The organism is Bacillus cereus group sp. MG9 (genome assembly GCF_040459995.1).
In the GTDB taxonomy this organism is placed as follows: domain Bacteria; phylum Bacillota; class Bacilli; order Bacillales; family Bacillaceae_G; genus Bacillus_A; species Bacillus_A mycoides.
The window spans coordinates 3,258,890-3,274,215 of record NZ_JARVHC010000001.1; the positions used below are offsets into that span (position 1 = coordinate 3,258,890).

A 15,326-nucleotide genomic window follows, 5' to 3' on the forward strand; every position below is an offset into this window, starting at 1 on the left:
TATTTCACAGATAAATTTCAGAATATTTAAAATTAACCAGGTGAAAAAGGAGGGGTTTTATGCAATTACAGACCGAGGTAAAAAAACAGCCGAGTAAACGAAAGTTTAAAATGCCTGACGCGTACGTACTACTATTTTTTATCGCCTTACTTTGTGCCATTGCTACATATTTCGTTCCTGCTGGAGAATTTAAAAGAGTTACAAACGGTACTGTTACAACGACAATACCAGGAAGTTATCATTCTGTTCCACAATCGCCGGTAGGGTTTGTTTCTTTTTTTACCGCTATTGAAAAAGGAATGACACTTGCTGCTCCTATCATCTTCTTAATTTTATTTACAGGTGGAGCTATTGCGATTCTTGAAAAAACAGGTGCTCTTGACGGTTTAATCTATCATGTGATTAACAAATTTCGTAATCAGCAATTACTTTTCATTTGCATTGTCGCCGCACTCTTTTCTATTCTCGGCACGACTGGCATTATCGTTAACTCAGTTATTGGCTTTATCCCCATCGGCATCATCGTTGCGCGCACATTAAAATGGGACGCTATCGTCGGCGTAGCAATTATTTATTTAGGCACTTATGCTGGTTTTAATGCTACTATTTTATCTCCCTCACCTTTAGGCATTTCACAAAAAATCGCAGAACTCCCGATGTTTTCAGGAATTGGTTTACGTACGGCAATTTATATCTCTTTTTTAATTGCTACCATTTTGTATATTAATTGGTATGTAAAACGCTTAAAAAAATCGAATAAAGGAAGCATACTCGGAGATAACTGGTTTCCAAGTAATGCTCTTTCAAGTGAGAAAGAAACAGAGAAAACAGAAGTTCCTTGGACAATACGTCATAAATTAATTTTACTCGTTTCGGCTTTATCATTAATTGCATTTTTAATAGGCGCTTTTCGTCTACATTGGACGGACGCAGAAATGACCGCTACTTTTATATTCATAGCAATTACAGCGGGAGTAATAGGTGGTATGAAAGCAAACGATATCGCTTCTACTTTTCTAGCAGGCTGCCAAAATCTCATATACGGTGCTTTGATCGTCGGAATGGCTCGTTGTATTTCAGTCATTTTAGAACAAGGCAAATTACTTGATACAATCGTTAATCAACTCGCACAGTCTCTCGAAGGACATAGCCCTGTATTTGGCGTTCTCGGCATGTATGTAAGTAGTGCCGCATTACATTTCCTCATTTCATCCGGGACAGGAGAATCTGTTATTTTCATTCCGATATTAGCTCCATTAGCCGATTTCATGCATATTACACGCCAAGTTACAGTACAGGCTGTTATGCTTGGAGAAGGTGTAGTGAACTGCCTCAATCCAACTTCTGGTGTTTTAATGGGCGTTCTCGCAGCGAGCTTCATTTCTTATGGAAAATGGATTCGCTTCATGGCTCCACTTGCATTCATTTGGTTTATCATCGGACTTATTTTTCTTATTGTTGGTGTGAATATTGAATGGGGACCGTATTAAAAGACTCTTATTATACTTAACTTGATAAAATATCTATCCTATTCTCCAATCCTATAAAAATCACTTATTCTAGTATAGATATAAACAGGGATTGATCATAGTGATCAATCCCTTCTCTCAAAGCAAAATACCTTTAAATATTTTAATTCCAAATTTTATTTACCCATTCTGGATGATCAATAAAAGGATTGCGATTATGTTGATATTTTGTAAAAATCACTTCATTACGCTTTCGCTCTAAATCATCTACCGGGTCTTGTTCATTCCATTTTAGTAAAACGGATAGTTTACCCATGTATGGATCTTTATTGTTATTCACCTTTTCATTTAATTCTAAGTCTATTTCGCCGTTGTCTCCTTCATAACGAACAGCCATGTAAAATAGCATTCTAGCGATATCTCCTTTTACACTATCACGAGGTTCCCAAGAATCACTATCGTACTTACATTCTGTCGCTTCTGAATGATTCACACCACCATTATCAAAATCCAGATTTCCACGTGAGCTATTTACAGATACATCCGTCGCTCTTAAATGATGCAAATCTGTTCCAGCTCCTGCAGTCGTTCCAAAATCACCGTGAGATTTTGCCCAAACATGCTCTCGGTTCCAATTATCAACTCCTGAACCATTCGTAAGTTTCCCTTGCGAACGCCCAGTATATAAGAGTAGCACATTGTTTTTATTATTTGGATCTTCATCAGTATCTCTTAGTGCTTCCCAAACCGCACTGTATGATAACTTTGTATGATCATCAATAATATTATGAAGTTCCTTCTTTAATTCTAAACCCATTTTTCCTATTGCATTATTATAATATGTATCGTCATAGCTTTTTACAATAATCTCTTGTGGTGATGCAGAAGCTACTTCACCGTGTATGATATCTGTGAATGATAGAGATGCAGTACCTAAAATAAAAAATGAAGATAGTGTAACCATAGCAAGCCTTGTATTTCTAAACTTCATATACCCATTTCCCCTTTAAAATATAATTTGAAGCTATTAACTAAAAAATGCTTTCTAGCCCCCAAAAACTTTTAGAAAGCCATACCCATCCTTTTCTTTTTATTTAATACAAAACTCTATTGAGTCTGTATTATTTCCACACTTTTTGTTTATCTACTTTTCACAAGGAATATCCTTCTCTAGTAAAGATTATTAAAATATTCTTTACAATTAAAAAGTAGTTTAATGTTAACTTATAAATTTCAATTTTTTTATGCAATTATGCATATTTGATAAATCGTTCGACTTTTCTTTTTTCTATGACTGTCTTTATTTTTTGTGTAAAACCCTTCTTCCTCTGTAGAATAAGTACAAAAATAGATTGGATACCATGTAAGGCACCAATCTATTTTAATTAAAGAAACTTTGGTAATTCTGAGTTCACAACACATTGTGAAGTAATGATAACATTTTTATATTGAGACAGAACTACTACTATTTATTTGGTATCGAATCTATATACTTTTTAACTACTTCATATACATATTCTTGATTTGCCGCCGCTGTATTTGGATTGTATTTTCCGCCGTTTGTTTTATTGTTAGATAATACTCGAATCCCTAAAAATGGTACGTCATAAGCTTTTGCGATTTGCGCTGCTGCTGCACCTTCCATTTCTTCTACAGATGTACCGTATTTTGTATGGAACCATTTAATTCTATCAACTTCATTATTCCAAACGTCTGCTGAACCTATAGTACCTTCGACCACTTTACCTTTTGTATATTTATCTTTTACTGCATTAGCTGCTGCAAGTAAATCCTTATCTCCCTCGTAGTATCGGATTTTCTCAGCATTTGGATCTTCTCCTGCACTCCCTTCAGAAGCCATCAGGTCCATAGATATCCATTTTTCCGGTTCAATTCCTTGGTTCTCATTCATATTTGTTGTTTTTAGTGAACCTATATTCGCGACTTGTTTTCCTAACACAATATCAAATACATTTAAATTAGGATCATGTCCACCTGATGTTCCTTGGTTAATAATCGCTATAGGCTTATATTTTTCAATAGCCACTGCTGTAGCGGCTGCTGTATTTTCCATTCCTTTACCTGTTTTCGCAACGATTACAGGATAATTGTCTACAGTTCCTTTATAAAATACGAAACTCCCAGATTTTTCTTCTTTCACATTTTTTAACCTTTTTGCAAATTTTTCAGCTTCTATTGGCATTGGACCTTGAATTAAGATAGGGTTTTGAGTGCTTTTTGCCTCTGCTGCTTGTTTTGGACTAGCATTACATCCTGCAAGTATTGAGAATGATAATGCGATAGTAGTTGCTAGGGCACCATATTTTTTCAACAGATTTTTCTTCATAAATAATCTCTCCTCTTTCTCTTGTTGTTTTCTATACTCGATGTTTTGGTCCAAAGAAAAAAGCTCTAGAAATTGTAGAAAAATCTCTACTTTCTAGAACTACGGTAGTCAAAGTTAATTAAGCAAAAGATGAGGCCAATGCTAAATTATAGAACGGTAGCGGCTCAATACAGAAAGCGACCGAATACTTTAACCCGTAGTCCAGTTCTTTCATTGGGAACTAGGTAGAAACGCTCGGACCATATTACCGAGTATATACGAGTGATGTTATTTAAAATTATTATATTGGTAATATAACAAACTTTTAGTGTATACGCAATCTAAAAGTGAACATTTTTAATAAAAATAATAAAAATGTTCGTTTTTACAACCTAAATAGTTAGTATTTATCATTCCTAAATGGATAACGACGCTAAAAAACTCACAACCCATATACTAAACTAGATTAACCTACAACAACCGATCTTTTACAGACAATTACTCTACCTTTTCAGCGTTTGAGGCATTTACTACTACATAATTCGGTATTGTCGCAACGAGTTGTATTAAATGTTGATACATACTAATTTGCATCATTTCATTCGCCTTTTCAGCATTTCCAAACATTTGATACGCCTGCGCAATTAGATCTTCCTCTGGAAAGTTAGGACGTATGGTTTCGCCAAGTAATTGAAGCACCTCATTTGGTCTATTGAGTATAAGATAGCAAGTTGCTTTAAACGATACCGCCTCTTTCACAAGAGAAACATCTACACTTTCTCCCTGCACTCGGCTAAAGAGATACATTGCCTCTTCTAAAATTTCAATTCTTCTATCCATATCCTCTGTTAACATGTGGTGATTAATAAAAAGTAGCCCCATTTGAATTAATAATGGAAAACAAGAATAATATTTTTTTGTCACTTCCCTGCACTCCATCATTACTTCATCAAACGGTTCTTCACTAAAAGCTTCCGCTAGTCTATGATATAAATTTTTATTATCTTCCTGTTCCATTTGCAGTGTATAACAGATTAATTCATCTATACTTATGTTAAAGTACGATGCTAACAGTGGCAAAAATGTAATATCCGGATAACTCTGCCCAGTCTCCCATTTGGAAACAGATGCTTTCGTAATACCGATATACGCCGCTAACTCTTCCTGTGTAATTCCTTTTTCTTTTCTCTTATCCGCAATGATTTTATGAATATGAATTTCTCTCACTGTATCACCTCATACTTTTATTATATGTACTTTATTTCACACAAAATATAGATTTAAAGTCGACTTTCGTTAACAAAATCAACTGTTAGGAAACATCTCTCTAAAATAAAAGAAGCTCCAAATTTTATTATATTTAGGTCATAGATATTAAACTTAATAAAATCAAAGGCAGGAACATATTTGATATGTTCCTGCCTTTGATTTGTGGGGTACCGATACATAGCCATCTAGCTAAGATTTTGAAGTGCTTCAAAATCAAAAATTTCATCTCACCACAGTTTTCTATGAGAATCCAGTGAACAGCTTATTTACATAATTTTCGAAAGTGGAAGTTATTTTTCTTAAATAATAATATATTTTTCTTGAAAATTAGAAGTAACGCCTCCTACGTGAACATCTGTAATATTATTAAAATCAGTTGATACATTTACAATAATCTCTGAAGGCTGATCCATTACATATCCTTGCTCAAAAGTGAAGATATTATGTTTTTTTAAATTTTTATTTTGTTTTATTAAATAACATGCTAGTGCTGCATTTGATGTACCAGTGGCACTTTCTTCTGGAACATTAAACAAAGGTGCAAAGTTTCTGCAATGAGCTGTAGAATTATATAGTGTTTCCAGTGTAAATACATGATAACCAATTACATTATATTTCTTACTTATTTCAGCAATCCTCTTCATATCAGGAATAATCTTTAACAGGTCTGAAAGTTTTCTGACAGGTATAATAATATCGTGTAAACCTGTAGATACGATTTGAATAGGCATATCAGGTATTAGTTGTTCTTCATCTAGATTTAAAGATTCAGTAATTTCTTTACAAGGAAGTGTTGTAAGGAAATCAGGGAGATTTTGTTGTAAAGATATCATTTTATTTTCGTCAATTTTTACGTTAAGCATCCCCGCTTTAGTCTTTATTGTATACACTTTTGAATTTATTTCTTTCATTTGGGCTAATAAGGAAAAAGTAGCAATTGTAGCATGTCCACATATAGCAACTTCTTCATTTGGTGTAAAATATTTAATTTCGTAATCTGAATTTACAGAAGGAAGTACAAAGGCAGTTTCGGAGAAATTTAGTTTGTTTGCAATAGCTTGCATATCTTTTGTTGTAAGATCCTTTGTGTCTAAAACAACCCCAGCTGGATTCCCACCTTTTGTATTTTTAGTGAAGGCGTTTAACATATATGTTTTAATCTTCAATCCAATCACTTCTTTCCCTTTTTTACCAGTATATCATGTTGTAGATATAAAAAGTGGCATGTACATTCCATACATCCCTAATTAACATAACGTCCTATTATCGGAACTCAATGTATTTAGAAAACTATTAAAAGTCCTTCAGATTGTTTAACTGGAGGACTTAAGTGATTTTGAGTTGCAAGAGGTTTTATTTTTTCTCACTAATTTTAAGCCGTTTTGCATTTATGAAAAATGCGCTTCCAATTGTGAATATAACGGAAGAGATATACATTGTTATCCCTGAGTATTTATTATCAAACATTGTAATATTAAGTAAATTAATGAACATCATCAATATAAGTGATATGTACAATCCATTAATATATTTCACTTATGCCCCCCCTTTACTTTTTTTCTTTTTCATCTCTTTTTTTCGGTAACTCCTATGTGATAAATAGTGGTTTCTAAAAGTATTATTTAGAATATCCTTTTCCCCTATTTTACCATTTGAGAGAGGTGATATGTTGTTTGTTTTCGGTTGAATATTGTATACATACTCATACTCGGTTAACATAACGTCTCATTATTGGTAGCAAGGAAAAAGAAGAACCCTGCTCTCACAAGGGAACCTTCCTTTTTAGTTCTATGAATCTATACATTTTTTTATACATTCCTATCCTGGCACGGTTTTAGGGTTCTTGATTGTTACTGGATTAGCCAAAAAACTGTATAAAATCTTGCATGCTCTTAGCGTGGGGGTTTTCCAAAATACTGGCATCCCCCAATATGTGCTTTCTTATGGGTATTTCTTGAATCCTCATTAAAACACTTTCCCGTCCTTTGTCTATCTTTAAAAGTAACTCTGCTTGTTTATTTAAAGTCCTTGAAACGAGGCATTGTACTCCTCCTAAAGCCAAACAAATGATTAAAATTACACATCCATATTATACTGATTAAACTAAAAATTCAATCTCTTTTTATTTCATTCATTATGTAAATAAAAAAGGATAATCCGCCCTCATAATGGACTAATTATCCTATAAATCTTTATCTAAATTTAATAAAATTAGAACTTCTTTTCCTATGTATACTTATTTCGTTATTTCACCAAACTGCGCTCTCGTCACTTTCGCCAAGTCATCAACTTTAAGCTCAATTTGTACTCCAATTTTCCCGCCACTTACAATGATCGTTTCAAGCGATTGAGCACTCGCATCAATACATGTAGAAAATAACTTCTTCATTCCTACTGGTGAACAACCGCCGCGAATATACCCTGAAACTTTCGTAATATCTTTAACAGGAATCATTTCTATCTTCTTTTCACCGACCGCCTTTGCGGCTGCTTTTAAATTTAGTTCCTCATCTACTGGGATAATGAACACATGATAATCCTTACTATTCCCTTGAGCGACAAGTGTTTTATATACCTCTCTCACTTCTCTACCAATTTTCCCAGCAACTGATACGCCATCAATTTTCCCATCGTCCGGATCATATGACATCATCGAATATTCAATTTTTTCTTTATCTAATATTCGCATCGCATTTGTTTTATCTTTTTTCATAGTGTTCTCCTTAAAAAGTTATTTCATATTATTAAGTTTTCTTTTATTATACACTCTTTTCAATTTCTCCTACATAACTTCACGTATTCTTCAAAACTGAAAATATTGATATTTCCAAATTCATCTGATATAATTTGGAAAAACTTATGTTAAGGAGAGATTTGCAATGCGAACTTTTAATACTTCTTTCCAACTTCATCATCATACGTAACGCCGTGTATCCGAAGAAAAATTTTTCTTCGTGGGTACAGGGCTTTTCCTGTTGACCCACGAAGCGTTCATAAAGCTATGTGGGTATTTCTATACCTGCATAGCTTTTTTTAATTTAAAAGAGGAGTGATTATGGTGGAAATGAAAAATGTAAAAGGAACAAAAGACTATTTACCAGAGGAACAAGTATTGCGAAACAAAATTAAAAGAGCGTGTGAAGATACATTTGAACGATATGGCTGTAAACCGTTAGAGACACCAACATTAAATATGTATGAACTTATGTCTTACAAATACGGTGGTGGTGATGAAATTTTAAAAGAAATATATACACTTAAGGATCAAGGAAAACGCGAGCTTGCCTTACGTTACGATTTAACAATTCCATTCGCCAAAGTTGTCGCGATGAATCCAAGTATCCGCCTTCCTTTTAAACGATATGAAATTGGAAAAGTATTTCGAGACGGTCCGATTAAACAAGGGAGATTTCGTGAATTCATTCAATGTGATGTTGATATAGTTGGTGTAGAGTCTGTCATGGCAGAAGCTGAACTCATGAGCATGGCGTTTGACCTATTCCGAACGTTAAACTTAGAAGTAACAATTCAATATAATAATCGAAAATTATTAAATGGTATTCTCCAGTCTATTAACATCCCTACCGAATTAACGAGTGACGTAATTTTATCATTGGATAAAATCGAAAAGATTGGGATTGATGGTGTACGAAAAGATGTATTGGAGCGCGGGATTACTGTAGAAATGGCCGATACAATATGTAATACTGTTTTATCTTGCCTAAAGCTCCCTATAGCCGACTTTAAAGACACTTTCAATAATACACTTGTTACCGATGGAGTAAACGAATTGCAACAATTACAGCAATACTTACTCGCTCTCGGAATAAATGAAAACACGCTATTCAATCCGTTTTTAGCAAGAGGACTCACAATGTATACAGGCACTGTGTATGAAATCTTTCTACAAGACGGCACGATTACATCCAGTATCGGTAGCGGTGGTCGTTACGATAATATTATCGGCGCATTCCGTGGTGATAATATGAACTATCCAACTGTAGGGATTTCATTCGGTTTAGATGTTATTTATACAGCTCTATCACAGAAAGAAACAACATCATCTAAAGCGGATCTATTTATCATCCCACTTGGGACAGAATTACAATGCTTACAAATTGCAAAGCAATTACGTAACACTACTTCCTTAAAAGTTGAACTCGAACTAGCAGGACGTAAATTGAAACGTGCCCTTAATTATGCAAATAAAGAAAATATCCCGTATGTGCTAATAATTGGTGAAGAGGAACTATCTACAGAAACAGTTGTATTGCGTAATATGAAGGAAGGTACTGAAGTGAAGATTCCCCTCTCTTCCTTGGAAAATAACACATTTAATAACTATATATAATAAGCGCCACCCTCATTTGGGTGGTTTTTCTAGTGCATAAATAAAGAGTCATTCAGTTTACATAATATAATTATTGATTTCTATAAATGTAATTTTCAACCATATACAAAAAAAGAGGGCAGATATGCATCTCCCTCTTTTTTCTAACTCTTTTTATTATTATTCTTGTTCTTGCTCGTCCATAATCTTCTCGAACGCCGCAGATACTTTTTCAAATTCCTCGTCATTCTCTATGTATGAGAATTCATTATCTTCTTCTACTTTTAAAAAGAAGATATCAATGTCTTCCTCAGTTTCTGTTTGAATGTCTTCTACAAAGGCAACTGCAATGTATTCTGCACCTTCGACATCCATCGCTCCAAGTACTTCAACTTCCTGTTCTTCATTATTCTCATCGGTAAGACTAAAAATTTCGCCTACTTCAATTGCTTCCATATTCATTCTCCTCCTATCATACTCTAAAAAATAAAACGTTCAAATTGCACACTTACTAACATATCTTTCCATAAAAAAGTTGAATTCATACAGAAAGAACAACAAATTCTTGCTGATTCAGCAAAAGTATTCAACTATAAGGATATCATTTATGAATAGGAATGAACATATTTTAAATGAGATAATTGGATTAATTAATTTAAAATCCTTCTTTAGATTTCCGAAAGACCTCCATGTTCCATAATGATTCTTTCATATAGGCAGCTGGAATACCACCTTTCAATCTGTAAGTAAATACTAAAATAGCACCTCCTATCCTGATTCCTTTCCGTACGTTTTTAGGTTGAGAGATAAATCCTTCTATATACACTAAAGAGACTTATGCAGCAATTCCAATACATCTTTCATCGCAAAAGGACCGTCTTTTTTTACATGCTCAGCGAATTCAGAAACGAGACGTAATGTTTTCACACTTTCGATTGGATGATCTCCTGACGCACTTTCAGCAGAAAGCATAACAGCATTCGTTCCGTCCAATACAGCTTGAAATACATCTGTCACCTCAGCTCTTGTAGGAATAGAATGATCTACCATAGATTGAAGCATTTGTGTCGCTGTAATGACATATGTATTCGTTCGATTGCACTCACGAATCATCATTTTTTGCAAAAGCGGAATAAATTGATACGGCAATTCCACACCTAAATCTCCCCTTGCGATCATAATGCCATCCGCTTCTTTGCATATGTCTTGAAAATTCTCGATTGCTTCCATCGTTTCTATTTTTGCAATTAATTTAGGAGATGTTTCTTTATGTTCATGTATAAAACTTCGTATTTCCTTTATATGACTAGGTTTTCGAACGAAAGAACACGCAATAAAATCAACTTCCTCTTCTAGAAGAAATTGAATATCTTTTTTATCTTTCTCCGTAATAGCTGGCAAACTAACAATTGTACCTGGTAAGTTCACCCCTTTATGAGAGGAAATATTGCCACCTGTTTTTATTCTCGTTTCTATTTTTTCCGAACTTATCTTTTCAACGATTAACTCAACTTCTCCATCATTAATAAGAATTCTACTTCCAACTTTCACGTCATTCGCGATCCCTACATAATCAACACTTGCTTCTTCTTTATTCCCTTGAACTGGATTGGTATGTAAAGTAAATAACTCCCCTGCTTCAAGTGTAATTTGTTCCTCTTTCATTTCACCCAATCTTATTTTAGGACCTTGTACATCCCCTAGAATTTTAATAGAATCGTCTAACGATTTTACTAAACGAATGATGTCTTTATGACTTTCATGCGTACCATGTGATAAATTTAACCGAACAATTTTCATACCATTGTTTATTAACTGCGCTAACGTTTCTTCATTATTACTCGCTGGCCCAATTGTACAAACTCGATCAATTGTCATGTCCCCACCATCCTTTTTTAAATGTTTCCCATAAAATAAAAAGAAGATTCTTTTTATAGGAAAGACCGTGTAACTAAGGGTGCAAAGAGGTTTTATATGAAGAGAATATTTTGCTGAAGAAATAGCTTGAATTTAACTTTTTGTGCCCAACATTTTGACTCAATCGTTATTGTTAGTTTCGTTGCAATGGGGTACTACTAATAATAAATCTTGTTTACATACGAACGTTAGATTGGGATATCGAAAACGACCTATGGAGGAACCACAATGACTACTCTTCGAAAAAAAATAATGGGACTAACATTAGCGGGAACGGTAGCACTATTTACATTAGCAACAGGAATCATAATGAACGATAATGAGGTAAAAGCTGAGGTAAAAAAAGCAGGAAAGCAACCTAAAAATGTGATTTTCATGGTTATAGATGGGACAAGTTCTTCTGCTACAACATTAGCCCGGTGGTACAAAGGTTCACCTCTTGCGCTAGATCAAATTGTATCCGGAGGTGTTCGTACATACTCAGCAGAATCGGCTATTACGGACTCTGCACCAGCAGCCACAGCTTTAGCGACAGGAAATAAATCAAATTCAGGCTACGTGGGCGTATTACCTTCTGTTGTGAATTCACCTGGCTTAGAACCAGTGAAAGAAGAATGCAAGTTTCGTCCAGTTGCCAACGTCTTAGAAGGCGCAAAACGTTCCGGCCGCGCGACAGGAATCATTGCTACATCAGAAATTCAACATGCTACTCCGGCTAGTTTCTCTGCCCACCACGTTAACCGTAAAAATTTTGAAATACTTGGTGAACAGCAAGTTTATCAAAATATAGAAGTTGTATTAGGTGGTGGAAAAGCAGCACTTCAGCCTACGACAAGCAACGGAATTCGTAAAGACAACGAAGATTTAGTAAAAGTGATTCAAGACAAAGGGTATGACTTTGTCGAAACAAAAGATGCGTTATTAAACTCCAAATCAAATAAAATCTGGGGTTCTTTCTCTAATACTGCCCTTGCGTTCGATATGGATCGTAGAATAACTAATCCTAAGCAGCCAACTCTTTCCCAGATGACGAGAAAAGCAATTCAAACATTATCAAAAGATAAAGATGGTTTCTTCTTATTTGTAGAAGGTAGTAAGGCAGATTGGGCAGCACATGCAAATGACCCAATCGGGATGATTAGCGATGTATTGGCATTTGATGATGCAGTTACAGAAGCATTAGAATTTGCGAAGAAAGACGGTAACACTATGGTCATTGTATTAGCGGATCATGGTAATAGCGGTATTTCCATTGGCAACAGCAATACCACAAAAGGATATGATACCACACCAGTATCAGCTTACATTGCCCCACTGAAAAAGGCGAAAATGACACTTGAGGGTGCTACAAATAAACTAAAAGATGATTTATCTAATATAAAAGAGGTCGCTGCACTTTACGGTTTAGACGACCTAACTGAGGATGAAAGAGAAAAATTAAACGCTGCACATAAGAAAGCTGATGTAGGTCCAATCCTTACTAAATTATTGGCCAACCGTGCGAACATCGGTTTTACAACTGGTGGTCATACGGGTGAAGATGTATTCTTATACTCTTACGGTCCTCAAAAGCCATACGGTTTAGTCCAAAATACAGACATTGCGAAAATAATGGCCAAAGCAATGGGCTTTCAATTAGGAGAATTATCTAAGAAATTATTCTTAGATGCTGAAACATCCTTTAAACAAATTGGTGCAACTGTAACGATTGACAAAAAAGATGTACGAAACCCGGTGCTTGTAGTAAAACGCAATAATACGGAGGCCAAATTGTTTGTTAATAAAAACATTATCTGTATCGGTGGAAAAGACCATGAATTAGGAAGTGTTGTTGTAGAAAGCAACGGGAAATTCTATGTACCTGAAAAAGCAATTCAACTATTCACTAAGTATTCTCGCTAAATTTAAAAACAGACATAAAAAAACGCTATCCTTTCTATAGAAAGGGTAGCGTTTTTTTCGTTATATGGATACAAATTTATCTTATTAAATCCATTCAACAATAGTATCCATAGTTTGTCTTGTTTTATTAAATTGTGGTTCTCCTTTACGGTATCCAAATGCAACCATAACTGACACCTCAAGATTATCATCTTTTAAAATTCCTTCTTGACGAAGTAAAGAATCTACTTTTTCTTTATCGAATCCTTCCATTGGACAAGAATCAATACCGATTTGAGCTGCACTAGTCATCATATTAGCTAAAGCAATATAAGATTGCTTTGATGACCAATCAAATACAGCACGTTCGGAGTCTAACAATTTAAAATCCGATTCTTGGAATTTTTTGAAGAATTCATATCTCATTTGTTGGGCTTCTTCAGGCAATCCAATAATATCTTTCATCATGTGCTGAATATACTCTGCATCATAGTGCATATCTTTGATGTTTCTTGAAAGAACAATGACAAAATGACTTGCTGTTGAAAGCTGCCCACCTGCTCCCCATGAATATGGTAATAGTTTTTCTCTTAATTCTTTATTTTGAACCACAATAAATTTCCAAGGCTCATATCCAAAAGAAGAAGGAGATAATCTTCCTGTTTCTAAAATAAATTTAAAATCATCTTCTGAAATTTTCTTCATAGGATCAAATTCTTTACATGCATGTCTAAAGTTAAAAGCCTCAATAATTTTTTGTTTTGTATTTTGTTTTGTGTTAGTCATAAAAGATCCCCTTTTCATTAAATTATTATTTAACCAAATTATATTTTTAAAGTAACAATGATACAAGTACGCACATTTATGTGCTATAGTATCAAAAAAGATACTATTGTTAAGGGAGAGTCTTTTTATGATTAGTTCAAAAGAAGATGATGTAAATTATCCATTTTTAAATAAATATTCTTGTCCAGTAGAAGCTATCGTCGAGGTTATTGGCGGGAAATGGAAAGGTGTTATTCTTTATCATTTATTAGATGGTAAGAAACGATTTAATGAATTAAAAAGATTAAAACCTAATATCACCCAAAGAATGTTAACACTTCAACTTAGAGAACTTGAAGCAGATGGCATCGTACATCGGGAGGTATATCGTGAAGTGCCCCCTAAAGTAGAATATTCGTTAACTGGACTTGGCGAGTCATTACGTCCAATTATCCTTTTAATGATGGAATGGGCGACTAATAATATGGAGCAGGTTTTGGAAAGTAGAAATAACACTAAATAGTATTTAAAACCTGTAATTAGCCATTACAAACAACTCAAAAAAGATTGCCTCTTAGTATACAGGCGATTTTTTTTGAGTAGTTGCGATAGGTAAGACTTTGAAGTTATCTCCATCTTTTCCCCCGCTTAACACTGTACGTGCGACTTTCATCGCATACAGCGTCCCATCTTATTCTTCTATACTAAAGCAACTAGATTACAAACAATGTTGTACTCACCAACGTATTAATTCCCCTTTCTTACGAAAGGTCACATCATCTTACTCGATCCTGTGAGTTACATCTAATTGATTTAGTTTTCAAAGAACAAGACTAGGGACTATCCCTCCACATTCGTTACATGCTTCGTCGGTACTGTGTCCCCACCTTCACAAGAATGAAGCAATTTCGGTTCGTTAGAACCTTATTGCCTCTGTCCGCTAGTAGGCGTTGGTGACAGTTTCTTCCTTACCACGTTCCGATTGACCTAGCTATACATATATCCTTAGGTGCTTGCTTTAAGCCTGTTATCTTTACATCCTCATCGTTAGATGTTCCGAATTTCACATCCTTTACTCTTACTTTCCGGTAGATAACGTCGTCATTGACGACATACACATTTCTAATGTATTAATAATTTAGACCCGTACATTCGCAAGTTCGCCAGTCCGTTAGGACATTCTCACCATAGATATTTTGTAGCATCCCGACCTATCCATTACCCTATGATTTCTCACTTAGGTTTTGTTCAGCCAACTTCACCTAGCTTCATACAATTTGTGACTACTATCACGCCTTGCATGTAGGAGTATCAGATAAGTAGTTTCAGCTCAACCTGACGGCTTTCATTCCTACTTTCAGTCAATCAG

Annotated in this window: 12 protein-coding genes, 1 pseudogene and 1 riboswitch; of the genes and pseudogenes, 4 read left to right on the forward strand and 9 right to left on the reverse strand. The window is 34.7% G+C overall.

Annotated features, from left to right (window positions below):
- Positions 1-59: 59 nt before the first annotated feature.
- Entirely contained in the window at positions 60-1,490 is a 1,431-nt protein-coding gene (locus QCI77_RS16710; RefSeq protein ID WP_353825255.1) for a YfcC family protein, read from the forward strand.
- Positions 1,491-1,632: 142 nt separating this feature from the next.
- Here the strand turns inward: QCI77_RS16710 and QCI77_RS16715 are convergent, their stop codons facing one another.
- The 6 genes and pseudogenes from QCI77_RS16715 to ybaK form a co-directional block, all read right to left on the reverse strand.
- Complete coding sequence (locus QCI77_RS16715; RefSeq protein WP_002033283.1) at positions 1,633-2,460, reverse strand: endonuclease I family protein; 828 nt, start codon at positions 2,458-2,460, stop codon at positions 1,633-1,635.
- Between the two features lie 474 nt (positions 2,461-2,934).
- Positions 2,935-3,816, reverse strand: a complete 882-nt coding sequence (locus tag QCI77_RS16720; RefSeq protein WP_002190177.1) for a 5'-methylthioadenosine/S-adenosylhomocysteine nucleosidase — start codon at positions 3,814-3,816, stop codon at positions 2,935-2,937.
- 177 nt (positions 3,817-3,993) lie between these two features.
- Positions 3,994-4,097, reverse strand: a riboswitch (purine riboswitch).
- Between the two features lie 199 nt (positions 4,098-4,296).
- A pseudogene (locus QCI77_RS16725) lies at positions 4,297-5,022 on the reverse strand (helix-turn-helix domain-containing protein); the annotation flags it as partial.
- A 341-nt stretch (positions 5,023-5,363) separates the two neighbouring features.
- The gene (locus tag QCI77_RS16730; RefSeq protein ID WP_113770844.1) at positions 5,364-6,230 is read right to left on the reverse strand and encodes a PhzF family phenazine biosynthesis protein; all 867 of its coding nucleotides are present in this window, start codon (positions 6,228-6,230) and stop codon (positions 5,364-5,366) included.
- Positions 6,231-6,417: 187 nt separating this feature from the next.
- A complete protein-coding gene (locus QCI77_RS16735; RefSeq protein ID WP_000875167.1) occupies positions 6,418-6,600 on the reverse strand; it encodes a hypothetical protein in 183 nt (60 codons plus the stop codon).
- 700 nt (positions 6,601-7,300) lie between these two features.
- A complete protein-coding gene (gene ybaK / locus QCI77_RS16740; protein WP_002142510.1) occupies positions 7,301-7,777 on the reverse strand; it encodes a Cys-tRNA(Pro) deacylase in 477 nt (158 codons plus the stop codon).
- A gap of 342 nt (positions 7,778-8,119) precedes the next feature.
- Here ybaK and QCI77_RS16745 point away from each other — a divergent pair, with 342 nt between their 5' ends.
- Positions 8,120-9,415 (forward strand): histidine--tRNA ligase, encoded by a 1,296-nt coding sequence (locus QCI77_RS16745; RefSeq protein ID WP_113770840.1) that lies wholly within the window; start codon positions 8,120-8,122, stop codon positions 9,413-9,415.
- A 159-nt stretch (positions 9,416-9,574) separates the two neighbouring features.
- Here QCI77_RS16745 and QCI77_RS16750 read toward each other — a convergent pair whose 3' ends face one another.
- Complete coding sequence (locus QCI77_RS16750) at positions 9,575-9,856, reverse strand: DUF1292 domain-containing protein (protein WP_002013967.1); 282 nt, start codon at positions 9,854-9,856, stop codon at positions 9,575-9,577.
- Between the two features lie 363 nt (positions 9,857-10,219).
- The gene (locus QCI77_RS16755; RefSeq protein ID WP_113770841.1) at positions 10,220-11,272 is read right to left on the reverse strand and encodes a pyruvate kinase; all 1,053 of its coding nucleotides are present in this window, start codon (positions 11,270-11,272) and stop codon (positions 10,220-10,222) included.
- Positions 11,273-11,539: 267 nt separating this feature from the next.
- Here QCI77_RS16755 and QCI77_RS16760 point away from each other — a divergent pair, with 267 nt between their 5' ends.
- A complete protein-coding gene (locus tag QCI77_RS16760) occupies positions 11,540-13,213 on the forward strand; it encodes an alkaline phosphatase (protein ID WP_113770842.1) in 1,674 nt (557 codons plus the stop codon).
- An 84-nt stretch (positions 13,214-13,297) separates the two neighbouring features.
- Here QCI77_RS16760 and QCI77_RS16765 read toward each other — a convergent pair whose 3' ends face one another.
- Positions 13,298-13,978, reverse strand: a complete 681-nt coding sequence (locus QCI77_RS16765; protein ID WP_016100992.1) for an NAD(P)H-dependent oxidoreductase — start codon at positions 13,976-13,978, stop codon at positions 13,298-13,300.
- Between the two features lie 127 nt (positions 13,979-14,105).
- Between QCI77_RS16765 and QCI77_RS16770 the strand changes: the two genes are divergently transcribed.
- Positions 14,106-14,480: a winged helix-turn-helix transcriptional regulator gene (locus tag QCI77_RS16770; protein ID WP_113770843.1), complete on the forward strand. Its 375-nt coding sequence runs from the start codon at positions 14,106-14,108 to the stop codon at positions 14,478-14,480.
- The last annotated feature ends 846 nt before the right edge of the window (positions 14,481-15,326 follow it).

What these genes read in the sequence shown, in the direction of transcription:
- QCI77_RS16745 (WP_113770840.1), top strand. Translation starts at nt 8,120, where the DNA reads ATGGTGGAAATGAAAAATGTAAAAGGAACAAAAGACTATTTACCAGAG.
- ybaK (WP_002142510.1), bottom strand. Translation starts at nt 7,777, where the DNA reads ATGAAAAAAGATAAAACAAATGCGATGCGAATATTAGATAAAGAAAAA.
- QCI77_RS16765 (WP_016100992.1), bottom strand. Translation starts at nt 13,978, where the DNA reads ATGACTAACACAAAACAAAATACAAAACAAAAAATTATTGAGGCTTTT.
- QCI77_RS16755 (WP_113770841.1), bottom strand. Translation starts at nt 11,272, where the DNA reads ATGACAATTGATCGAGTTTGTACAATTGGGCCAGCGAGTAATAATGAA.
- QCI77_RS16720 (WP_002190177.1), bottom strand. Translation starts at nt 3,816, where the DNA reads ATGAAGAAAAATCTGTTGAAAAAATATGGTGCCCTAGCAACTACTATC.
- QCI77_RS16715 (WP_002033283.1), bottom strand. Translation starts at nt 2,460, where the DNA reads ATGAAGTTTAGAAATACAAGGCTTGCTATGGTTACACTATCTTCATTT.
- QCI77_RS16760 (WP_113770842.1), top strand. Translation starts at nt 11,540, where the DNA reads ATGACTACTCTTCGAAAAAAAATAATGGGACTAACATTAGCGGGAACG.
- QCI77_RS16710 (WP_353825255.1), top strand. Translation starts at nt 60, where the DNA reads ATGCAATTACAGACCGAGGTAAAAAAACAGCCGAGTAAACGAAAGTTT.
- QCI77_RS16770 (WP_113770843.1), top strand. Translation starts at nt 14,106, where the DNA reads ATGATTAGTTCAAAAGAAGATGATGTAAATTATCCATTTTTAAATAAA.
- QCI77_RS16750 (WP_002013967.1), bottom strand. Translation starts at nt 9,856, where the DNA reads ATGAATATGGAAGCAATTGAAGTAGGCGAAATTTTTAGTCTTACCGAT.